This is a genomic window from Acidovorax sp. LjRoot74, from assembly GCF_964254355.1.
Classification (GTDB): Bacteria; Pseudomonadota; Gammaproteobacteria; order Burkholderiales; family Burkholderiaceae_C; genus Acidovorax.
The window spans coordinates 1,136,026-1,154,898 of the sequence record NZ_CAXUTI020000001.1; the positions used below are offsets into that span (position 1 = coordinate 1,136,026).

An 18,873-nucleotide genomic window follows, 5' to 3' on the forward strand; every position below is an offset into this window, starting at 1 on the left:
GGTCAGGAGCCTCCCTCGTTCCAGCGCAGCTTTTTGCGCAGCGTTGCAAAGTAGTTCCAACCCTGAGGATGCAGGAACCGCACACAGTGCTCCGATCGTTTGACCAGAATACGGTCGCCATGGAGCAGCGAGGCCAGCGACTGCATGTCAAAGTTGGCACTGACATCGCGGCCGCTCACGACCTCCACTGCCACCTCCGTGGCGTCTGACAACACAATGGGGCGATTGGACAAGGTGTGTGGCGCAATGGGCACCAGAACCCAGCCTGGAATGGATGGGTGCAGCATGGGCCCTCCGGCGGACAGCGAGTAGGCCGTCGAACCCGTGGGGGAGGCGATGATGAGCCCGTCGGCACGCTGATTGGCCACCAGCCGTCCACCGACTTCGACCCGCAACTCCACCATGCCGGAGGTTGCGCCGCGGTTCACGACCACGTCATTCATGGCAAGGGCTTCAAACACCACCCGCTCATCGCGCACCACGGTGGCGTGCATCAAGGGCCTGAGATCCTCTTCGTAAGCCCCCTTCAGCATGGGCGAGAGGGTTGTCTGATAGGTGTCGAACGGAATGTCGGTGATGAAGCCCAGTCGCCCCTGGTTGATGCCAATCAGCGGCGTGCCAAACCGGGCAAGCCTGCGGCCGATGCCCAGCATCGTACCGTCGCCACCAACCACCAAGCCCAGATCACATCGGGCTCCGATGTCGTCTACATTCAGCGAAGGGTAGTCATGTGTCAACCCCGTGTTGCTGGCGGTCTCAGCTTCCAGCGCCACCTCGCATCCCTGGCGTTCCAGAAAGTGGGCTATGTCTTCCAGTGCCTGGCGAGAACTGTCGCCCATGGAGCCCGCAGATGAAGCTTGATACTTGCCTATGAGTGCGACATGGCGGAAATTGGACGTCATCGCGAAATTACATCATTAAACAGATGTGAGTTTTGCGACGCGCTTCATCATCCGCGTCTTGCATGCGCTTTCTCGCTCTGATTCCAGCGCTGCAACCACTATCCACGTCTTCACATCCTCGCCCAGCTCGTCTGCGAGTGCTCCTGCTATTGCTGGGCTGATGTGGCCCCTTTGTCTCGCGTTATGAAGCGCGTTCCTGTTCAGGTTCAGCTTTTCGTGCCAGTACTGAGCTGGTTGCATCGATAGGGCTTGTTCCAATAGGGTCATTGTTGACAGCATTTTTCGATCCTTTGAGGGTGCTTTTTTCCAGTGGGAAGTCGCGTTGCAGTTGGTCAATGTCTGGGATGTTGGCGTATCGGATGACGCGGTATCCAGCGCTCGCTAGTAGGGTGTCTCTCGCTGCGTCTTCTTCTGTTTTTTTCTTGTGTGAATCGTCGTCCAGTTCGATAACCGCTTGCACTTGCAGGGACTTGTCGCACACAACGAAGTCTGCGATTTTTCTGTCAAAGCTGTTTCGTGTAGCTCTTGATTTGGCAGATAGCAAAGCTCCGAATGAAACCTGCGCCAGAATTTTTGATTCCGGCAAAGAGGTCGTGAGCCGGTTGTACATGGCCTCTTCGCGCTGTGTGAGAAGGCGCTTCCTTTTTGGTGGTTCGCGCTCTTCACCCTCGCTGCGGTCGGCTGTGTGTTTTTTCTTCAGCGCAGCTATCACGATCGCTGCAATCACCACCAAGACGACCAGAAATATCAAGGTTTTCATGTTTCAAGCGTTGTAATTTTGCAATCACCATGGTTGCAGTGTTGCAATCATGGTGATGGCGAGTCTATTCTCCCGCCTGCAATCAATGTGATTGCAATAGCCGGAGCCGCCATGACCGCCACAACCCCCGTCTGCCCACCCCCAGCCACCAAAGGCGCTGCAAGTGCTGTGGCGGCTCCTGCAGCGTCTGCGCTGGGGGCGGGCACCCGTCGCAAAGTCCTCATGCAATCGGGCGCCGGGATGCTGGATCTGTTCTCCAGCTCGGTGTTACAGCGACCTGGTGTGTCGGTCCTCTTCGCCCGCTCCGATTCCTGTTACTTCGGCCTGGTTGATGACGTTTGGGATGCGCAGCGCGATGCACGCGGCTACACCGGAAAAAACCCCGTTGTCTGCCATCCGCCTTGCCGTGGCTGGGGCCGTCTGCGCCACTGGGCCAAACCTCGCCCCGATGAAAAAGCCCTCGCCCTGTTCGCCGTCGAGCAGGTGCGCCGCTGCGGGGGAGTGCTGGAACACCCATGGGGCAGCACCCTATGGCATGCCGCAGAGCTTCCGCACCCGGGAAAAGTGGACGCCTGGGGCGGCTGGACATTGCTTGTCGATCAGGGCTGGTGGGGCCACCCCGCACCCAAGCCGACATACCTCTACATCGTCGGCTGCAGCCGCGAAAACGTTGGTGAGCTGCCTGTGCAGTTACACCGAGCTGCGGGCCGCACCCTCAAGCTCTCGCCTGCAGATCGTGAGCGCACGCCACCAGCATTTGCCCGTTTTCTGGTGGGCCTTGCCGCCAAGTGCGCTGGCTCGCAGTTACAGCCATCGATCGCAGTTACAGCGGCCGGCGCAACGTCTGCTGTTACCGCTGGCCAGGACCGCTGTTACAGCGACCAGGCTGCGCCAATCCGCGCAGCTTCCAAGCGTGCTGCCTTCAAGGCATGGGCGGAGAGCGGCGCAGCCGCGACCGGCAAGCGAAGCGCGGGCGCGGCTGCGACGCGCGGTGCTATCAATTTTGGGGGGTGCGTAGCACCTTGCACAGCTTCGGTCCCCGATGGTAATCACGGGGACAACTTTCCAGAGTCAGCCGCATGACCCATCCCACATCGCTCGTCCTAGAGGGCAATGAGGTCAAGCTCCGTTTGCAAGCGGAGCGCGTCCAAACCGGCTCTCCCGTTCATGTCGATTGGCTCCGCTTCACAGTCAATTTGCGGTTTGCTCCCATTCCCACGGTCGAGCATCTTTTCCCGCCCGCCCAGGCTTCGGAATTCGACCTCCGTTCAGATCACCAGCTCAGCGAAGACGACCGCCGCCGCTCCAAGCTCTGCCACCTGCTGCGCGACATTCCAGATCCTGATTTTGCAGCCAGCACGCAAGCGCTGGAGCTTGCCAACAACGTGTGCGCAATCCTCGGAAAAGGCTTCACCGTAGACCCCGAATTGAAGAAGGGGCACGACTTCTATCGATACCGCTGGAGCATCCTGCGCGCAGGCACTGAATGCGGATGGGTTGGCTTCCTCGCCTCCGGAGAAAGCCCACGCCAGCGCGCCCAGTCCAAAACCATTCACTGCAACCTGTACGGCGTTGCCTGCACCTTCGCTGCCCCAGGCTGGGCACCACGCATGGCCGACTACATGGACGAACACCGCGCCCTGGTCACTCGCTGCGATCTGGCCTTGGATTTCTTCGATGGCATCAGCGGCGGCATGGATCGCATCGCAGCCGACTACGACAGCGGCTGCATGGATCACCTCGGCCACCGTCCAGATCACAACTGTGTGGGTGCGTGGCGTGCTGGTGGTGTTGGGCGCTCGTTCTACTTCGGCAGCAAGGCCGCAGGCAAGCAAACCAACGTCTATGACAAGGGCGTTCAGCTCTACGGAAAGCAGGACGCCACCGGCTGGCAACGTATCGAGTTGCGCTATGGAAATCAAAAGCGCCTGCTCCCCACAGACATGCTCCGCAGGCCCGCCGATTTCTTCGCAGGTGCCAGCGATTGGCACGCATTGATGCTGTCTGAGCATGGTGCTATTGCAGCGCCTGAGCCCATCAAAACAGAGCCACGCCTCCCCCTCGAAACACTCATGGCGGAGTGCACGCGCAACGCGCGCTGGCTCTTCTCTACGGCTGGTAAGTCCGCTGCGCTTGCGTTCCTTTGCATGGACCGCGAAACCCTCTCGCAATTCATTGAGAACTGCGCAGAGCTGCCCGGTCGCCTCTCTAAATTCAAGCGCCCCGAAGTAGAGCGCGTCTATCAAGCCATGTTCAAAAAAGTCTCTGGCTCCGGTGCTGGCCACACCGCGTTAGCCCACTAACCCAGGCCACGAAAGACCAACCATGAAGATGACCAGCAAAGCCGTGTTGCACGGCCTCAAGCAATCCAAGGGCGACTACGAAGGCCGTCCTTTTGACTCCACCACGTTCCATCTGTCGGTGGACATTGCGCAGTCTTCCAGCGGCGAGAGCATCGGCGTCGTCACTCGCCCCTTCAAGCTGGGCGACTCCACCGAGTTCCAAAAGTGGGCACACCTCAAAAATTCGTGGCCCCTCGGTGGCGTGATGTGCGAATGCGAATTCGACATCGTGGCCGGGTCCGACAACACCACGAAGCTCACGCTGCTCGCCATCAAGCCAGCGCCCACAGCCAAGGCCGCGTAAGGCCAAAAGGCACGCCATGCGCAACGTGATCCAGTCCCGCACAACAGGCGCATTCCTCGCGCCGTCTTTCGAGGACGGGCAACCGGAGTGGGTCATGTTGCTCTGCGAAGCCGCCATCGTGGAAGACCTCGAAATCTGCGTTCAGCTCATCGAGGACCACACCGAAGCATTCCACCGCCCCCAGGTCGTGGACCTCGATGATCTCTACAAGAAACAGGAGCCCATCCATGGAAATTGATCTTGTCCACGTGGCCCAGCGGTTGGCCATCGTCGGCATCTGCAGCGGCTTCATAGGTGCCGCCTTGTGGCAACTGCTCGTTGGCTCCATGCACGTTCTGGCCCTGCGCCTGCACGCCCGCATTGCCCAGCGCCAACGCATTGCAGACGCTCGCACTCGCGTCCATGTCTGACCCCACCGTCATCGACTGCCCCAGCACCTGCACGGTGACTGTGGTGCACGAATTAAGCCTTCCTCCGCTGCAGTTGACTGCAGAAGAGGGAGCAGCAATCGCCAGCGCCATCCTGGCGGTATGGGCCGTTGCGTGGGCATTTCGCATGCTCATTCAAACGGTCAAAACATCCGATGGAAACCAACCTAACGAGGACTGAAAAATGAACCGCTTCAACACCCAAACCCGCAAGCTCGCAGCCCTGGCCGCAGTCGGTGCCCTGACCCTGGCAACCAACGCTGCACACGCCGCCATCGACGTGACCAGCGTTGTCGCTGAGATCGACGACACCATCGCCCCTATCGGCCTGATCGGCGCCGCCGTGCTGCTGGTCGTGGTGGCCGTCGCCGCCTTCAAGTGGGTGCGCCGCGCTATCTCCTAAGCGCCCGCTGCATGTGCTCCCTGACCGGCCGGCAGGGGCCTTGCAAAAGCTCACGCGGTGGGCTTCTTCAAGGTGCAAAACATGGGCCTACTCGTCATCATTTCAACGCTGGGGGCTGCATGGCTCATCTTCACCGCCTAGCCCTCGCCGCGCTGCTCTCGCTGTTCGCGTGCAATGCCTTCGCGTTTCAAGCGTGGTCGATCAGCTACGGTGACCGGACTTCGCGCGGCACAACTGCGGCAGATGCCTGTAGCGGTTTGGTCGGTGCGAAGTACCTGTCTGCTACAGGAACAAACACAGTCATCACTGCTGCCATTGATGGTGATCAGTGCCACTACACCTACACCAGCAGCTGGGGCAGTGGCTACAACGGCGGCGGCACTGGCATCCCCGTTCGCGGCCCTGATACCGCCTGTCCAAACCCTTATGACGTTGAGCAGGGCGGCGCATGCGTTCCTCGCAACTGCAATCCTGACGAAATCCGTGTAAACGGTTTGTGTGTCAAGGAACCGCCATGCGAGCCGGGATACACGCGCATCAATGGGCAATGCAAAAAGAATGGTTGCGAGCCCGGTAAGGCTGTCGGGGATCGTATGACCGATGGCGAGAACCCCACCTTCACTTGTGAGGATGGTTGCACGGTCAAAGCAAACCCGTCTGTCTGCGTCCGCCTCAATGGTCAACTGTCATGCGTGGGCACGGGTCGCCAGACTGGCGCTACTTGCAAGCCCGGTGATGGTGGTTCAGGCAGTGGCGGGTCTGGTGGCGGTGATGGCGGTGGTACCGGTGGGGGCACTGGTGGTGATGGGGGTGGCGGAACTGGTGGCGACACTGGCGGCGGTACCGGTGGAGGTACAGGCGGCGGCACTGGTGGGACTGGTGGTGGCACGGGTGGTGGTACCGGTGGGGGTACTGGCGGCGGTACCGGTGGGACCGGTGGCGGCACTGGCGGTGGCACTGGCGGCACCGGTGGGGATACGGGCGGTGATGGCCCTGGGCCTGTCAAGCCCGGTGATGAGAGCGGCTCTATGCCTCCCCCTGAGCCAGCCCCCAAGGAGCCTGACGGCTCCTGTCCTGCTGGCTACTCGCAAAGTGGTCGCTTCTGCATAAAGAACCCCACCGCGCCGGATGGCGACGGGGTTTGTCCGCCCGGTTCTGTCAAGGTGGGTAGCACCTGCGTTTACACAGAGCCACCCTCGGGCGGTGGCGGCGGTGGTGGCGGTGGCGGGGATGGTGAAGGCGACGGGGAAAAAAGCGGCTTCGGCGGTGCCTGCATGAGTGGCTTCTCATGCGAAGGCGATGCCATTCAGTGCGCCATTGCTCAAGAGCAGCACCGCAGGGCCTGCAAGCTCTTCGATGACGAATCACCCGAGTCGAAGCTCTACCAGGACAACAAAGGCAAAGAGGGCAATCAAACCGGCAACCTCCCCGGCAATGAAACCGTCAGCTTCCTTGGCCGCATCAGCATGAATGACCTGTTTGGCGGTGGCGGTCAGTGCACCAACGATGTCAACGTCGTTGTCATGGGGCAGGCGATCACGCTGCCATTCACAAAGATTTGTCCCGCCATCGCGGTCATCGGAAACATCATGGTCGCGGTGTCCCTGCTGCTGGCCGCGCGCATTCTCACAAGGGGTTAGAGATGCCTGTATTCATCGCCGCAATCGGCGGCATGCTCATCAATCTGGTCGGCACCCTGGTCGGTCGCGTGCTGATCGCCCTGGGCATGTCTGTCATCACCTACACCGGCATGTCGGCGTCCCTGGACATGCTCAAGTCGCAGGCCGTGAGCAGCTTCACGGCACTGCCCCCCGAGGTCTTCTCCATGCTCGCCGCCATGAAAGTCGGCGTGTCCATCAGCATCGTGACAAGCGCAATCGCTGCGCGCATGCTGCTTGATGGCCTGCAGAGCGACACCTTCAAGCGCTGGGCGATCAAGTAAGCCATGCTGCACATCATCACGGGCGCGAACGGCGCCGGAAAAACTCTCAACACCCTCAAATGGGTGCGAGAACGCCAGCTCAAAGAAAACCGCCCCGTCTGCCACAACGGGCGCTTTGAACCCACTCCAGGCGGTGAGCTGGACGGCTGGAAAAAGATCGACTTCAAAGACTGGCAGGCAGAGCCAGACGGCACAATCTTTTTGATTGACGAAGCCCATAACGACCTGCCCAACCGCCCCGCAGGCGCTGCCGTGCCCGATGCCGTCAAGATGCTGGCAGAACACCGCAGGCGCGGTTTTGACTTCTACTTGGTCACCCAGCACCCGCAGAACCTCGATAGCTTCGTGCGCCGCCTCGTTGGTCCCCCAGGCTGGCACCGCCACCTCAAGCGCTCGTTTGGCGTCGATATGGTCAGTGTGTTGGAATGGGCCGCAGTCAATCCCAACTGCGAGAAAGACGGTAGCGGCAAAACCGGCACCGTCACGATGCAGGCGTACCCCAAGGAGGTGTACGGCTGGTACAAATCCGCCAGCCTGCACACCGGCAAAAAGCGCATCCCTGCAAAGGTCTGGGTGTTCATCGCCTGCCTGCTCCTGATCCCTCTCTTGATCTGGTTTGCAAGCTCCAAGCTGCTGTCAAAAACCGAAGCCAAAGCCGCAGCCAAACCCGCCGCGCAGGCCGGTGCAGCACCGCAGATGCCGGGTCTACAAAAGCTCACTCCCGACCAGTACATTGACCAGCGCACCGCGCGCCTGAAAGACTTCCCGCACACAGCCCCCGCCTACGACGAAGTGACCCGCCCCACGGTCGCGCCATACCCTGCTGCGTGCGTCCAGATGGGCAACGTTTGCAAGTGCTACACCCAGCAAGCCACCCTCCTGCAGGTGAGCGGCTCTGTGTGCCTCCAGATCGTCGCGCAGGGCTTCTTTGTGGATTGGCAGCAGTCCACCCCTATGCAGCAGCCAATGGCCCCGCCGCAGGCCCCCGCCGTGCCCCTTCCTGCCTCTGCAGCAGCATCGCAGCCGCAGCCCGTGCGCTCGGTGCCCATGCCCATGCATGCGCCCAAGCCTGAGCCCGTCAAAACAACGTCCGAATGGGCGCAGGGCCTCGCCGCGCGCAATGCCCAGGTGCGATCTAGCTTGACCGAATGAGGTGCCTATGTGCGTTGACTACTCTCTGATTGCTCTAGAGCTTTTGCACACCGGGCTGATGGTGGCCTTCGGCTATGTGTTGCGCTGGCTCGCCAAGTAGCCCGCCCCTCTGTTTCTGAGAGACAAACCGGGGCCCCGAGAACGTAGCCCTTGTGGCGTAGTGGTGGGGTCGGGGTATGGGGTGATAAACCCCATGTGTGGCCGTAAATCAGGCAGTACCCTTTGATACATTCGCGCTATCAAAATCACAGCTGACTGATTACAGTTTTGACCATCTACGGCTACGCCCGCGTCTCCACCACTGAACAAAACACAGCGGCGCAGCTGGCCGCATTTCGTCGGGCGGGCATCGACAAGGTTGTGCAGGAAAAGCGCTCGGCGGTGAAGAACCGCCCAGAGTTGGACAAGCTGTTGACCGCCATGGTCAAGGGTGATGTTCTCGTCGTCTACAAGCTTGATCGGCTGGCCCGCTCCGTGTCCCATTTCGTGAAGGTGTTTGAACACCTGAAAGGGAAGGGCGTTGGCTTCCGGTCGTTGACCGAGTCAATCGAAACCGACACGCCCCAGGGGCGCATGTTCCTTCATCTGCTGTCAGCCTTCGCAGAGTTCGAGCGTGAATTGATCCGGGAAAGGTGCCTCGCTGGTCAGCGGGCAGCGCGTGCCGCTGGCAAAACGTGGGGCCGAAAGCGTGCCCTTTCTGAAGAAGATGCAGCCCAGGCGGCGGCGTGCTGGCGTTCTGGCTGGTATGACCAGCGGACCCTTGCGGATATGCTGGGCGTTTCCATCAGTAGCTTACGCGACCACATCCACCGCCATGAGGGGCGGGGACGCTGGGCGAAGACGCGATTACAAAAGTAAAATCATTCCATGCTCGATGACCGTGCCAAGTTGTTGCTCAAAGCCCTGGTCGAGCGCTACATCGCTGACGGGCAACCAGTGGGGTCTCGGACCCTGTCCAGGGCGTCCGGCCTGGATTTGTCACCTGCCACCATCCGCAATGTGATGGCGGACCTGGAGGAGTTGGGGCTGATCGCAAGTCCCCATACTTCTGCAGGGCGAATCCCCACGGCACGTGGCTACAGATTGTTTGTAGACACCATGCTGACGGTGCAACGGGACCCGCTGACGCCCCCCCAGCTTGCCCCAGAGCAGCCGCAGAAGGTGATTGCCAATGCGGCGCAGTTGTTGTCGAACCTGTCGCAGTTTGTCGGCGTCGTGATGGCTCCACGGCGCACTTCGGTGTTTCGCCACATCGAGTTCCTGAGACTCTCCGAACGGCGCTTTCTTGTCATCATTGTCTCGCCCGAGGGCGATGTGCAGAATCGGGTGATCTTCACAGAAGCCGACTATTCCCAGTCTCAGCTGATCGAAGCATCCAACTTCCTGAATGCGCACTATGCAGGACTTGCGATGGAGCAGGTGCGCGAGCGCCTGAAGTCCGAGGTAGATGTGCTGCGTGGCGAGATTGCATCACTCATGCAGGCCGCCGTGAATGTCGGATCCGAAGTGCTATCAGAGGCACAAGACGCAGTGGTCATTTCTGGTGAACGCAACCTGCTGGCGGTCAGTGACTTTTCCAGCGACATGGGCAATTTGAGGCGTGCCTTTGACCTCTTTGAGCAAAAGACCCAAATCCTGCGTCTGCTCGACATCTCCAGCCAGGCAGAAGGTGTGCGCATCTACATTGGCGGCGAGAGCCAAGTCGTTCCTTTTGAAGAGTTATCTATCGTCAGTGCGCCCTACGAAGTCGATGGTACGGTGGTGGGCACGCTGGGGGTGATCGGCCCCACACGCATGCCCTACGACAGGATGATCCAGATTGTGGACATCACCTCCAAGCTGGTTTCCAACGCGCTCAGCCACCGCAAGTAAGCCTCTACAATACGGCGCTTGCCCCGTTGTATAGCGCTGGAGCATGGCTTGGGGCGTTAGCTCAGTTGGTTAGAGCAGAGGACTCATAATCCTTTGGTCGTTGGTTCAAGTCCAACACGCCCTACCAGTGTTTATGCGCCCCAGAACCCGAAAGGGCTCTGGGGCGTTTCTACATTTCCGCCTGAATTTCTACAATTCCCGCCTGAATTGCATCCGAAATTTCTTGCTCAGGGTTTCAGCGCCTTGCGGAATTGGCTTTGGATTCCCTTGTGGAGTGCCTGGTACTCCGCCCCGCAGCGTTGTGAGCGTGCATCGGAGAGGGCTACGAATTGCGCCAGGCTTCTCCCTGCACCCGGGTTGTTTCCATAAACCCAGCACGCGAAATTCACAGCGCGCTGCCCCTGTAGCGAGTGCTCATCGGACAGCAGGTGCGCGAGGGTTTCGGGTGGGAGGTCTTTTAGGCGCTGCGAGGTTGCCAGTTCCTTGAAATACCAAACCCCTGGTACGAACGCTGGCAGTCCAAGATCGTTGACGTAGTTGAGGGATGCCCAAATGGCGAACTGATCCGCCACATCTTCCTCGCGGCCGGTTACCGCTACCTGGTTCAGATCGATGATGGCGTGGCCCAGTTCGTGGAGATAGACGATCCACAGAATGCTCAATAACCACTGTCCGGCGACTTCGGGCGGTTGCTGCGCGAAAAAGGCCCTGCGGTCTGCAATTAGATCTGCAACGTGTTTGACGAACTCGGTGCAAATGACAACTGCACGATTCGTCGGCTTGTAGAAGGCATTCGACATGCCGCAGTCTTGAAATCCGATGGCTAAATTGTGGCGAAGGCGCATCCGACCTTGGGTGAAAGATGCCATGCGTTCAGCCAGATTGGCACCTTGTACCAATGCCAAAATGCCTTTTGATTCTTCGCTAGAGGGCGTTCCATAGAACGGAATAGCCCTGCCTGACCACAGCAGATGCTCAAGCGGAAGAGGGGCGGGCTGACACCATGTGCTGCTCGCGCCCAGGGTCACCAACAGTGCAATGAGCCAGCGATGCATGACGTGTTCGTTGGTGGGATTGAAACATTATGTTAGCGCAGGGGGCGCACCCTCTCCCCAGTGCGAGCCTTCACATAGTGCTCCGTCATGCCGCGATTCTTGTGTGCGAGCAACCTTTGGGAGTGCGCCAGGTCCCCGGTATCTGTCGCTGCCTTCGCGCGTATATCCCGAAACTGAAAATCCACATTCGCCAGCATGCGCGCCTTGTCAAAGCGTGAGCGCAGCGCCCCCTGGCTGAGTGGCTGGCCGTTCTCGTCCTGAATCAGAAAGGCGCTGATGGCCTTCCTGGGCCGCTGGTTGATCCTGTCGATGACCGCCGCCAGCTCGCCCGTGATCTCAATGCCCAGGCGTGCCCCGGTCTTGTTCTGCACGATCCACAAGGCGCCATCCCGAATGTCGGTCCGCTTGATCTTGAGCACATCGGCGGGGCGCTGGCCGGTGAGCAGGGCAATGTCCATGGCGTCCACCACCGTGCAATGTGCGTTGGCCCGCACGCGGTCGAATTCCTCGTCGGTGACATAGCGCGAGCGCCCCGTTTCCTTGAAGCCCTTCACGCCCTGGCACGGGTTCTGCGCTGTGGTGAAGCCCCACTCCCTGGCCTTGTTGAAGATGTGCGAGAACAGGGCTTTCTCCCGGTTGGCGCGCACCTTTGCCACCTGGCCGCGCAGGTCCATGTACTGGCGGATGTGCATGGGGGCGATGGCCTCGATGGGCATGTGCCCGAACACGCGCAGCAGGTTGGCGAGTTCCTTGTCGTTGTCGCGCCGGGTCTGCACGCTCTTGGTGGGGAACACCTCGCGCACGTACCGCCTGGCCACCACTGAGAACAAACGGGTAGATTCGTCCTCGCGCACCCCTTCACGCTGTGCCCACAGACGCAGGGCTTCGGCGCGGTCGTTGGAGAGCTTGGACCAAACGCGGGGCAGGGTGCCACTCACGTGATACCAGACGTTGCCCTTGCGGTGAAAGCGCGGGGGATCGTCGAAATTGGACTGCCTACGCCGACCCATCACGCCCCCTGAAATGCACCGAAATTCGGCTGATAGGCATGGGCTTCGGGTACACCGCAACCCAGCATCTTTTCGGCGTATTTGCGCGCGACGATGGCCCGGCGATTGCCGTTAATTTCAAAGCGCCAGCCCTTTGTGCGCAGCCATTCCACCTGGCGGGCAGGCGTCTTGAAACCCGTAAGGGTTGCAAGCTCTTCGCCTGTGAGAAAAAGAGGGGGTTCCACCGTGGATGCCTCATCAGTGTGCAGCTGCGCGAAGGCGTGAAAGGGCCTGCATTGCCTGGGTGGCTCGGGGTGAAATGGATGCTGCGGGGCTGGCTTTTGACTGCGGCGGTGTGGTGTCATGCGTCGCGGGCGGAATGGATTCCGCGCTGAATGTCGGGGCGGGCGTAGCGCTGATGGTGGGCAGCTCTTCAAAGATCGGTTCATTGGCGGACCCGGCGTGTATGGCTCGGAGTCCGGCCACCATGTCTTTTGCCCTCTGATACTGGTCCTGCAGGATGCAGACGTGCTGGTACAGCAGGCGGATTTCGTTCACCTGTTCGGTGAAGATTTGGGAGCGACCCCACCTCGATTCCCAGAAGAGAGCCAGGACAGCGGCGCGAGGGACACGGCCAGTGGATAGCCAGTGCCAGACAGTGCGCTCTGAAACGTCCAGGTACTTGTGAACCTTCTTGGGGCCGCCAAGCTCATCAATGAACATGCGCAGCAGCTCAGGGCCGTAGATATCGCGGGGAGCGTGAAAGAACATGGGGAACCTCGATTCGTAGCCTCTGACGGCCTACATGCAGTAAGCTGTCAGGGCCGATCACTGAGTGGTTTTTTGTGGTTCGGTGGGCGCTCATGTGTTGCTGCACGTGAGCGCTTTTTTCATTCCGACTCGGGCAGCTTGAATGCCTGCTGGAACTTGGCCTTGGTGAGAACCACAGTTGCAGAGCCCTCCTTGCCTGGCTTGGTTCGGATGGTGATGTCGTAGATGGCAGGGGCACCGTAGTGCTTGATCTCGTTGAACACTTCATCGGTGATCGTCACCTTCATGGGCTTCTCTCCCACCGCGTTCGGGGTTTCGACCTGGGTGTCGCTGATGAATTCGACGTTCGCCCCCTTGATGATTTCGCCTGTCTTTTCGCTGGTGAATTCGTATCGGGAGGCACGGAGTACGAGAACGGTTTCGCTCATGGTCTTCTTTCGGTTTGGGCCTTACGCGGCCAGTTGGAGTAGTCCGCTTCGGTAGTCGAACGCGGGTCTTTCGCGCACCAGGCTGGTACAGCGCCTGGCATTTGCACGAACGGGGGAGAAGTCAGCGGGCAGCATTTGCCCCTGACGCTCAATGAGTTGCATGTCGGTGGCGAGCCAGGACACACCGGCATCGACAAGCTGTTTGCGGCGGCGGTAGAACGTGGCGCGGGTGCTGCGCTTCTTCATGTCGTCTTCGCCATGGGTGGACATTCCCAGCCAGAAGCCATGCAGCAGCCCTGCCAGCTCGGGCGAGAACCGGGCTTCCAGGCGATCACGTACAGCCAGGCTGGAGCGCACCACGTTCACACCCTCTTTGCCCTCACGTAACAGGCGAGCCATCTCCTTGTCGAAAACGGCCTGCAGGTATTCCGTGGTCACTTCGCGGACCTTGGGTTTGTGGCCGAAGTCGTAGTCCAGCTTTTCCGCGTGGACTTCCACCTCAGCGCGCAGACGGTTGTTTGCCAGTCGCTGGATGGCCGCCACCTTGCGGTAGGCCTGCCGTTGGGCCCAGTCGGGCGCGGCGTCACGTGGCCTGTTCTCGTGGAAGTAGTTGCGCAGCACCCAGGCCAGGCGCTTGCGGTCGTTCTTTTGGAACTCGGGACCCTTGTGGTAAATCTTGATCGTGGTGGTGGTGCCCGGCACGAAGATGGATTCGTTGCCGTACTTTTGCATCTTCCGGCGCGGGAAGGCCACGTGATAGATGCCCTCGAAGAACTCCTGCACGGCCTGATATGGGAGCTGGAAGGACTCGGCCCAGTCCACGCGCTGCACCGTCCAATTGGCTGTGTGGGGCATCTCAATGCCCATGAGCTGCTGCAGCAGCGTGCGCACGTTCTCGCAGGCCGTCTGCATGTCCTCGATCACCCCATAGACGTTCTGGCCGTTCATGGCCTTTGGGATCGAGCATTCCACGATCAGATAGGGCGGGCTGGGGTGCCATTCCGGCTTGCCGCTCTTGCCCTTCTGGCAGTCTTCGTACATGGGTTTGACCATGATCCGGGAGTCGTAGGAGCCCTTGAGGTTGGTGCGGGTGACCTCCCACAGCAGTTCCCCGGTTTCGTTGAGTACCTGGCAGTAGCTCTGCCCTTGGGCTTTGACTTTGTCCCCGGCGGCCACCCAAACTGCCCCACTTATGGCCACCCAAACTGCTCCACCTGGCCGGGGTGAGTTGACCCATTGATTTCGGTGAGTCAGGCGCCTCAGCTCTGACGTGCAGGACGTAACTTCCACCCCCTTGATCACAAGGGGGGATTCACGAGGTGAACGTCTTGAAGCCACATCTACAAACCACGATCTGGACGCTCCTGCGCGCGGGTAACACCCAGCGCGAGATTGAGCGCCGCACCGGCATCTCCCGCCACACCATCCGCGCCTGGGCTAAGCGCTTTGAGGCCCAGGGCGATCCGCCGCCCCCGTCGCCTGACGATTCAAACTGCCCCGGGGTGGCCACCGACCTGGTTGTGCCCCTGGCCAGCCAAACTGCTCCACCCCGGCCACCGGCTTTACTGCTGGCGCCTGCGCCGGCGGCCACCTCGCTGTGTGAGCCCCACCGCGCCTTCATCGAAGCTCAGTTGCGCTTGGGCCGCAATGCCACGGCCATCTACCAGGACCTGGTCGATGCCCACGGCTTTGCTGCACGCTACAACTCCGTCAAACGCTTCGTGGCGCGCATCCGGGTGCGTGAGCCTGAGCAGTTCGACCGCCTGAGCTTCCTGCCCGGCGAGGAGATGCAGGTGGACTTCGGCGAAGGCGCGCCCACCCGCGTGCCCGGCACCGACCGCTGGCGCAAGCCACGCCTGTTCGTGGCCACGCTTCGGTATTCGCGCCGCAGTTTCCGCCGCGTGGTCTGGAATTCTGGCCAACAGGTCTGGGCCGAACTGCACGAACAAGCCTGGCGCTACTTTGGCGGCTCGTGCCGATACGTGGTCCTGGACAACCTCAAGGAAGGCGTGCTCAAGCCCGACCTGTACGAGCCCGAGCTCAACCCCGTGTACGCCGCCACCCTGGCACACTACGAGGTCGTGGCCGACCCGGCGCGGGTACGTGACCCCAACCGCAAGGGCAGTGTCGAGAATGCCATTGGTCACACTCAGGCCACGGCACTCAAGGGCAAGCGCTTCGAGACCATTGAAGAACAGAACACCTACCTGGAGCACTGGGAGACCAAGTGGGCGGCCTCTCGCATCCACGGCTCAGAGCGCCGCCAGGTACAGGCCATGTTCGAAGAAGAGCGGCCCCACCTGCAGCCCTTGCCCACGCTGCCCATGGCGTACTTCCGTGACGAGCAGCGCACCGTGTGCGACGACGGCTGCGTGCGCGTGGCCCATTGCAGCTACGCCGCGCGGCCGGCGCACATTGGCACCAAGGTGCTGGTGCGCATCTTCGAGCGCCGCCTGGAGATTCGCGACCTACAGACCCAGGCCCTGCTGCGCACGCACACCTTGGCCGAGCGGCCAGGCACCGTGGTGCTGCCCATGGACGAGCGCGTCTTCAACCCCTCCCGCGAGACCCTCCACATCCTCAAGCAGGCCGATGCCATCGGCGTGGACGCCGCCCGGCTGTGCCAGATGCTGTTTGCCATCGAAGGCCGTGTGGGCCAGCGCAAGCTGTGGGGCATCGTGCACCTGGCCGACCGCTATCCACGCCAGATGGTCAACACCGCCTGTGCCCAGGCCATCGACGACGGTGTGCACAGCTACCGCCACGTCAAGGCCATCACCGAACGCCTGGTGGCGCAGGCTCTGGCCCAACTCGATGCCGCCCCGACAGCGACGCAGGCCGCACCCGCGAGCACCACGCAAACGCACGACCTCATCCGCAACCCACAGGAGTACGGCGAACTCTTCGCCATGGCCACAGCGGCCACGACACCCGCCATCACACCTCAAGGAGATTTCTTCGCATGACCGCCATGACCCCCCACGACATCGAGGCCACCCTGCGCAAGCTGCGCCTGTCAGGCATGGCTGAGACCCTGCAGACGCGCCTGATGCAGGCCCAGGCCGCTCAGGAGCCCTTTCTGGATACGCTCTCAGCCTTGCTGCAAGACGAACTCGACCGACGCCACAGCAGGCTGATGGCACGTCGCTTCAAGCTCTCCGGCCTGGATGAGAAGCCCTCCCTGGCCGACTTCGACTGGCGCTTCAACCCAAAGCTGCCGCGCGCAGCCTGCTTCGAGTTGCACACCTTGAAGTTCCTCAGCGAAGGCGCCAACGCCCTGATCGTAGGCAAGCCCGGCACCGGCAAGAGCCACATCGCCAAGGCCGTGGCCTACCAAGCCACCTTGCTCGGTCATGACGTGTCCTACATCGAAGCTGACAGCGAGTTCGCTCGCTATGCGCTGGCCGACGCCGACGAGCGCGCCAGTCTGCTCAAGGGCTGGGTGGCGGCCGACTTGCTGGTGCTCGATGACCTGTTCCTGGCAAGGCGCATCAGCGAGCATGCCGCCGAGTTGCTGCAGGCCCTGGTCCACCAGCGTTACAAGCTGCGCCGCTCCATCGTCATCACCTCCAACCGCGTCGTGCAGGACTGGGGTCGCTACCTGGGCGACGCGACCATGGCCACCACCATCCTCGATCGCCTCATGCACCGCTGCGCCATGCTGGAGTTCGAGGGCAAGAGCTACAGGCTCAAAGAGGCTGCTGCACGCCTGATCATCACCTCAGACCCCGCATAATCACCCCGTCCTGCCTGGAGCAGTTTGACTGGCCAACAGTGGAGCAGTTTGGGGTGGCCATCGGGGACTTTGTCCACGATGTTGCGGGCCATGTAAGGGCTTTTGATCCGTACCGTATCGAGTCCCATGAGCTGCTGCGCTTCGCTGGCTGTTGTCTCACTCATGAGACTCATACGGGGTGTTACTGCCCGTGAAAGGGAAAATTTGTGCCGTTGTGCGGGTGGCCTCCTGCGGTCGTTGAGGTGCGGCCTTTGCGCCAGAAAATGGACGGCGATGCAGGCCCATGGCGGGCTGTGTGGGAGCGCGATGCAATGCGCGGGTTGTGGGGGTGGTCCACCAGGCGAAGGCGGGCTGTGCGGGCTTCTGGCTCATACCTTCACCCAGGGCCACAGCAGCGCGAGCTGCACGGGCTTGAGGAACAGGAAGACGCCCTCGTGATCGATGGAGAACGAGAAAGGGCCGGTGTTGGCCGAGGGGTTGGAAAGCACGTACCAATCGAGCTTGGCAATGCCCAAATCGAGCTTGACCATGATTCAGAGCCTCTGTGTGTGGTGTTGATGGGGTGACCTGGGCCGGGTCTGCGGCAGGGCGCTGTGGCCCCGCGCCCAGCCCACCGCGCGTGATGAAAACCGTGCGGGGGTCCTGCCAGGTCAGGAGAAAACCGGCTGCGCGCCAAACGGCCACATAGCCGTCGAAGCACTGCAGCTGGCGGAAGCGCTTGCAAACGCCATTGGGAAGCGTGGCTCTGGCAATCCAGCCACCGCCGTCTGCCCGATCCGTCGCCCTGGTGGATGTGGTTCCCTCCCCCCCCGCATGCACTGGCGTGCAAGCGGGTGCCCCGGTCGGCGCCTTGTGGCGCCACATCTGGGGAGGGCAGAGAGGCACGCGGGCCCCCTGTTGATCAATGAGGTGGCGCATTGCCGCCGCGCCTCAACCGACCAACGCGTGCAGCACCTCCACCGGCTCAGCGCGGCCCTTGCGGCGCGCCTGAGCCTCTTTGTCGTCGTGCACCGTGGCTCGCTGCACATCGGCCATTGCGGCCTGCAGCAGCTCGCCGTGGGTTTTTGCGTCAGCGGCGAGTTTGATCGGATCGCCCTCAGGCACCGCCACCGGAGCGCGGCCCAGCAGCTTTGCGAACAGTAGGCCGTTTTCGGCGAGCAGTTTTTGAATGGCGATCTGTTGCGCTTGGGCGGTTGCGTCGATGGAGGTACTGAAAAGAACACCGCGCGAGAGCTTCCGTTCAAGTGCCGCTGTCAGGCTGGTCTCGTTGTCCTCGATGCACTCAAAGATGGCATCGATTTGCTTGTCGCTCAGGCTTGGATCAATGCGGATGTGATGCAGCTTGGACGCGATTGGGCGGGCTGGTTTTCTTTGGTTTTCCGAGGGGGAACCATCGGTTTCGCCCGTGGCGCTGGCCGTTTTACCAACCACGCCTGCGGGGAAAACATCTCCACGCAATTTGGCTTTGGCCCCGGGGGTGTCCTTGTCGTGGAAGTCGTAACCCTCACCCTCATAGAACTCGCGCAGGTCATCGAGGAACTGCGCGTCGGGCACATAGTTGCCCGTCTCGAAGCGCTTCAGCTTGTGCGCGGGGAGGTTGGATTTCTCGGCGGCCTGCGCTTGGCTGAGGCCGAGGAAGTTACGCGCGGCGCGAGATGCGTTGGGCGATAGCGCCAGTTCTGAAAAGTCGATCACTGTTGGCTCCTTGGTTGGTAAACATAACGAGCAAAAATCTCGTTATGAAAACTATATAGGAAACCAACGGCCAGTCAATACAAAATGAGAAAAA

At 61.0% G+C, this 18,873-nt stretch carries 25 protein-coding genes and 1 tRNA gene; 16 read left to right on the top strand and 10 right to left on the bottom strand.

Going from position 1 to position 18,873, the window contains the following annotated elements; genetic code table 11:
• Positions 1-2: 2 nt before the first annotated feature.
• Together ACSQ3O_RS05295 and ACSQ3O_RS05300 are read right to left on the bottom strand one after the other, a co-directional pair.
• On the bottom strand, positions 3-902 hold the full coding sequence (locus ACSQ3O_RS05295; RefSeq protein WP_436138098.1) for an NAD kinase: 900 nt from the start codon (positions 900-902) through the stop codon (positions 3-5).
• A gap of 181 nt (positions 903-1,083) precedes the next feature.
• Positions 1,084-1,662 carry a DUF2726 domain-containing protein gene (locus ACSQ3O_RS05300; RefSeq protein WP_436138099.1) on the bottom strand — a complete coding sequence of 193 codons (579 nt, stop codon included), beginning with the start codon at positions 1,660-1,662 and terminating at the stop codon, positions 1,084-1,086.
• Between the two features lie 111 nt (positions 1,663-1,773).
• On the opposite strand from ACSQ3O_RS05300, the gene ACSQ3O_RS05305 reads away from it, so the two are divergent.
• From ACSQ3O_RS05305 to ACSQ3O_RS05370, 14 genes are all read left to right on the top strand, one after another.
• The gene (locus tag ACSQ3O_RS05305) at positions 1,774-2,745 is read left to right on the top strand and encodes a hypothetical protein (RefSeq protein ID WP_436138100.1); all 972 of its coding nucleotides are present in this window, start codon (positions 1,774-1,776) and stop codon (positions 2,743-2,745) included.
• The gene (locus ACSQ3O_RS05310) at positions 2,742-3,965 is read left to right on the top strand and encodes a replication initiation factor domain-containing protein (protein ID WP_436138101.1); all 1,224 of its coding nucleotides are present in this window, start codon (positions 2,742-2,744) and stop codon (positions 3,963-3,965) included. Before ACSQ3O_RS05305 ends, ACSQ3O_RS05310 begins: the two co-directional genes overlap by 4 nt.
• 22 nt (positions 3,966-3,987) lie before the next feature.
• A complete protein-coding gene (locus ACSQ3O_RS05315) occupies positions 3,988-4,308 on the top strand; it encodes a hypothetical protein (protein ID WP_436138102.1) in 321 nt (106 codons plus the stop codon).
• A gap of 16 nt (positions 4,309-4,324) precedes the next feature.
• The gene (locus ACSQ3O_RS05320) at positions 4,325-4,546 is read left to right on the top strand and encodes a hypothetical protein (RefSeq protein WP_436138103.1); all 222 of its coding nucleotides are present in this window, start codon (positions 4,325-4,327) and stop codon (positions 4,544-4,546) included.
• Positions 4,536-4,718, top strand: coding sequence for a hypothetical protein (locus tag ACSQ3O_RS05325; RefSeq protein WP_436138104.1), 183 nt, complete (start codon positions 4,536-4,538; stop codon positions 4,716-4,718). The genes ACSQ3O_RS05320 and ACSQ3O_RS05325 overlap by 11 nt, the downstream gene beginning before the upstream one ends.
• Positions 4,711-4,917: a hypothetical protein gene (locus tag ACSQ3O_RS05330; RefSeq protein WP_436138105.1), complete on the top strand. Its 207-nt coding sequence runs from the start codon at positions 4,711-4,713 to the stop codon at positions 4,915-4,917. The genes ACSQ3O_RS05325 and ACSQ3O_RS05330 overlap by 8 nt, the downstream gene beginning before the upstream one ends.
• A gap of 3 nt (positions 4,918-4,920) precedes the next feature.
• A complete protein-coding gene (locus ACSQ3O_RS05335) occupies positions 4,921-5,139 on the top strand; it encodes a major capsid protein (RefSeq protein ID WP_436138106.1) in 219 nt (72 codons plus the stop codon).
• A gap of 735 nt (positions 5,140-5,874) precedes the next feature.
• Positions 5,875-6,249, top strand: a complete 375-nt coding sequence (locus ACSQ3O_RS05340; RefSeq protein WP_436138107.1) for a hypothetical protein — start codon at positions 5,875-5,877, stop codon at positions 6,247-6,249.
• A gap of 164 nt (positions 6,250-6,413) precedes the next feature.
• Positions 6,414-6,779 (top strand): virulence factor TspB C-terminal domain-related protein, encoded by a 366-nt coding sequence (locus tag ACSQ3O_RS05345; protein WP_436138108.1) that lies wholly within the window; start codon positions 6,414-6,416, stop codon positions 6,777-6,779.
• Between the two features lie 2 nt (positions 6,780-6,781).
• Positions 6,782-7,081, top strand: a complete 300-nt coding sequence (locus ACSQ3O_RS05350; protein ID WP_436138109.1) for a DUF2523 domain-containing protein — start codon at positions 6,782-6,784, stop codon at positions 7,079-7,081.
• Positions 7,082-7,084: 3 nt separating this feature from the next.
• Positions 7,085-8,233, top strand: coding sequence for a zonular occludens toxin domain-containing protein (locus ACSQ3O_RS05355; RefSeq protein WP_436138110.1), 1,149 nt, complete (start codon positions 7,085-7,087; stop codon positions 8,231-8,233).
• A 267-nt stretch (positions 8,234-8,500) separates the two neighbouring features.
• Positions 8,501-9,091, top strand: a complete 591-nt coding sequence (locus tag ACSQ3O_RS05360; RefSeq protein ID WP_436138111.1) for a recombinase family protein — start codon at positions 8,501-8,503, stop codon at positions 9,089-9,091.
• 9 nt (positions 9,092-9,100) lie between these two features.
• Positions 9,101-10,105 (top strand): heat-inducible transcriptional repressor HrcA, encoded by a 1,005-nt coding sequence (hrcA, locus tag ACSQ3O_RS05365; RefSeq protein ID WP_436138112.1) that lies wholly within the window; start codon positions 9,101-9,103, stop codon positions 10,103-10,105.
• 50 nt (positions 10,106-10,155) lie between these two features.
• Positions 10,156-10,232: transfer RNA gene (locus tag ACSQ3O_RS05370), tRNA-Ile, on the top strand.
• Between the two features lie 100 nt (positions 10,233-10,332).
• On the opposite strand, the gene ACSQ3O_RS05375 is transcribed toward ACSQ3O_RS05370, so the two are convergent.
• The 6 genes from ACSQ3O_RS05375 to ACSQ3O_RS05400 form a co-directional block, all read right to left on the bottom strand.
• On the bottom strand, positions 10,333-11,160 hold the full coding sequence (locus tag ACSQ3O_RS05375) for a DUF4344 domain-containing metallopeptidase (RefSeq protein WP_436138113.1): 828 nt from the start codon (positions 11,158-11,160) through the stop codon (positions 10,333-10,335).
• Between the two features lie 32 nt (positions 11,161-11,192).
• A complete protein-coding gene (locus ACSQ3O_RS05380; RefSeq protein WP_436138114.1) occupies positions 11,193-12,170 on the bottom strand; it encodes a tyrosine-type recombinase/integrase in 978 nt (325 codons plus the stop codon).
• Positions 12,170-12,394: a DUF4224 domain-containing protein gene (locus tag ACSQ3O_RS05385; RefSeq protein WP_436138115.1), complete on the bottom strand. Its 225-nt coding sequence runs from the start codon at positions 12,392-12,394 to the stop codon at positions 12,170-12,172. The genes ACSQ3O_RS05380 and ACSQ3O_RS05385 overlap by 1 nt, the downstream gene beginning before the upstream one ends.
• Positions 12,395-12,407: 13 nt before the next feature.
• Positions 12,408-12,920 (bottom strand): hypothetical protein, encoded by a 513-nt coding sequence (locus ACSQ3O_RS05390; RefSeq protein WP_436138116.1) that lies wholly within the window; start codon positions 12,918-12,920, stop codon positions 12,408-12,410.
• A gap of 119 nt (positions 12,921-13,039) precedes the next feature.
• Positions 13,040-13,348 carry a hypothetical protein gene (locus tag ACSQ3O_RS05395; protein ID WP_436138117.1) on the bottom strand — a complete coding sequence of 103 codons (309 nt, stop codon included), beginning with the start codon at positions 13,346-13,348 and terminating at the stop codon, positions 13,040-13,042.
• 21 nt (positions 13,349-13,369) lie between these two features.
• Positions 13,370-14,524 carry a phage/plasmid replication protein, II/X family gene (locus tag ACSQ3O_RS05400; RefSeq protein ID WP_436138118.1) on the bottom strand — a complete coding sequence of 385 codons (1,155 nt, stop codon included), beginning with the start codon at positions 14,522-14,524 and terminating at the stop codon, positions 13,370-13,372.
• Between the two features lie 143 nt (positions 14,525-14,667).
• Between ACSQ3O_RS05400 and istA the strand changes: the two genes are divergently transcribed.
• Both istA and istB read left to right on the top strand, forming a co-directional pair.
• A complete protein-coding gene (gene istA / locus ACSQ3O_RS05405; RefSeq protein ID WP_374258795.1) occupies positions 14,668-16,314 on the top strand; it encodes an IS21 family transposase in 1,647 nt (548 codons plus the stop codon).
• Between the two features lie 5 nt (positions 16,315-16,319).
• Positions 16,320-17,084 (top strand): IS21-like element helper ATPase IstB, encoded by a 765-nt coding sequence (gene istB / locus ACSQ3O_RS05410; protein WP_374258801.1) that lies wholly within the window; start codon positions 16,320-16,322, stop codon positions 17,082-17,084.
• Positions 17,085-17,452: 368 nt separating this feature from the next.
• Here istB and ACSQ3O_RS05415 read toward each other — a convergent pair whose 3' ends face one another.
• Both ACSQ3O_RS05415 and ACSQ3O_RS05420 read right to left on the bottom strand, forming a co-directional pair.
• Entirely contained in the window at positions 17,453-17,614 is a 162-nt protein-coding gene (locus ACSQ3O_RS05415; RefSeq protein ID WP_158236081.1) for a hypothetical protein, read from the bottom strand.
• Between the two features lie 400 nt (positions 17,615-18,014).
• A complete protein-coding gene (locus ACSQ3O_RS05420; RefSeq protein WP_436138119.1) occupies positions 18,015-18,779 on the bottom strand; it encodes a hypothetical protein in 765 nt (254 codons plus the stop codon).
• Positions 18,780-18,873: the final 94 nt, after the last annotated feature.

What these genes read in the sequence shown, in the direction of transcription:
- ACSQ3O_RS05295 (WP_436138098.1), bottom strand. Translation starts at nt 902, where the DNA reads ATGACGTCCAATTTCCGCCATGTCGCACTCATAGGCAAGTATCAAGCT.
- ACSQ3O_RS05300 (WP_436138099.1), bottom strand. Translation starts at nt 1,662, where the DNA reads ATGAAAACCTTGATATTTCTGGTCGTCTTGGTGGTGATTGCAGCGATC.
- ACSQ3O_RS05305 (WP_436138100.1), top strand. Translation starts at nt 1,774, where the DNA reads ATGACCGCCACAACCCCCGTCTGCCCACCCCCAGCCACCAAAGGCGCT.
- ACSQ3O_RS05310 (WP_436138101.1), top strand. Translation starts at nt 2,742, where the DNA reads ATGACCCATCCCACATCGCTCGTCCTAGAGGGCAATGAGGTCAAGCTC.
- ACSQ3O_RS05315 (WP_436138102.1), top strand. Translation starts at nt 3,988, where the DNA reads ATGAAGATGACCAGCAAAGCCGTGTTGCACGGCCTCAAGCAATCCAAG.
- ACSQ3O_RS05320 (WP_436138103.1), top strand. Translation starts at nt 4,325, where the DNA reads ATGCGCAACGTGATCCAGTCCCGCACAACAGGCGCATTCCTCGCGCCG.
- ACSQ3O_RS05325 (WP_436138104.1), top strand. Translation starts at nt 4,536, where the DNA reads ATGGAAATTGATCTTGTCCACGTGGCCCAGCGGTTGGCCATCGTCGGC.
- ACSQ3O_RS05330 (WP_436138105.1), top strand. Translation starts at nt 4,711, where the DNA reads ATGTCTGACCCCACCGTCATCGACTGCCCCAGCACCTGCACGGTGACT.
- ACSQ3O_RS05335 (WP_436138106.1), top strand. Translation starts at nt 4,921, where the DNA reads ATGAACCGCTTCAACACCCAAACCCGCAAGCTCGCAGCCCTGGCCGCA.
- ACSQ3O_RS05340 (WP_436138107.1), top strand. Translation starts at nt 5,875, where the DNA reads ATGGTGGTTCAGGCAGTGGCGGGTCTGGTGGCGGTGATGGCGGTGGTA.
- ACSQ3O_RS05345 (WP_436138108.1), top strand. Translation starts at nt 6,414, where the DNA reads ATGAGTGGCTTCTCATGCGAAGGCGATGCCATTCAGTGCGCCATTGCT.
- ACSQ3O_RS05350 (WP_436138109.1), top strand. Translation starts at nt 6,782, where the DNA reads ATGCCTGTATTCATCGCCGCAATCGGCGGCATGCTCATCAATCTGGTC.
- ACSQ3O_RS05355 (WP_436138110.1), top strand. Translation starts at nt 7,085, where the DNA reads ATGCTGCACATCATCACGGGCGCGAACGGCGCCGGAAAAACTCTCAAC.
- hrcA (WP_436138112.1), top strand. Translation starts at nt 9,101, where the DNA reads ATGCTCGATGACCGTGCCAAGTTGTTGCTCAAAGCCCTGGTCGAGCGC.
- ACSQ3O_RS05375 (WP_436138113.1), bottom strand. Translation starts at nt 11,160, where the DNA reads ATGCATCGCTGGCTCATTGCACTGTTGGTGACCCTGGGCGCGAGCAGC.
- ACSQ3O_RS05380 (WP_436138114.1), bottom strand. Translation starts at nt 12,170, where the DNA reads ATGGGTCGGCGTAGGCAGTCCAATTTCGACGATCCCCCGCGCTTTCAC.
- ACSQ3O_RS05390 (WP_436138116.1), bottom strand. Translation starts at nt 12,920, where the DNA reads ATGTTCTTTCACGCTCCCCGCGATATCTACGGCCCTGAGCTGCTGCGC.
- ACSQ3O_RS05395 (WP_436138117.1), bottom strand. Translation starts at nt 13,348, where the DNA reads ATGAGCGAAACCGTTCTCGTACTCCGTGCCTCCCGATACGAATTCACC.
- istB (WP_374258801.1), top strand. Translation starts at nt 16,320, where the DNA reads ATGACCCCCCACGACATCGAGGCCACCCTGCGCAAGCTGCGCCTGTCA.
- ACSQ3O_RS05415 (WP_158236081.1), bottom strand. Translation starts at nt 17,614, where the DNA reads ATGGTCAAGCTCGATTTGGGCATTGCCAAGCTCGATTGGTACGTGCTT.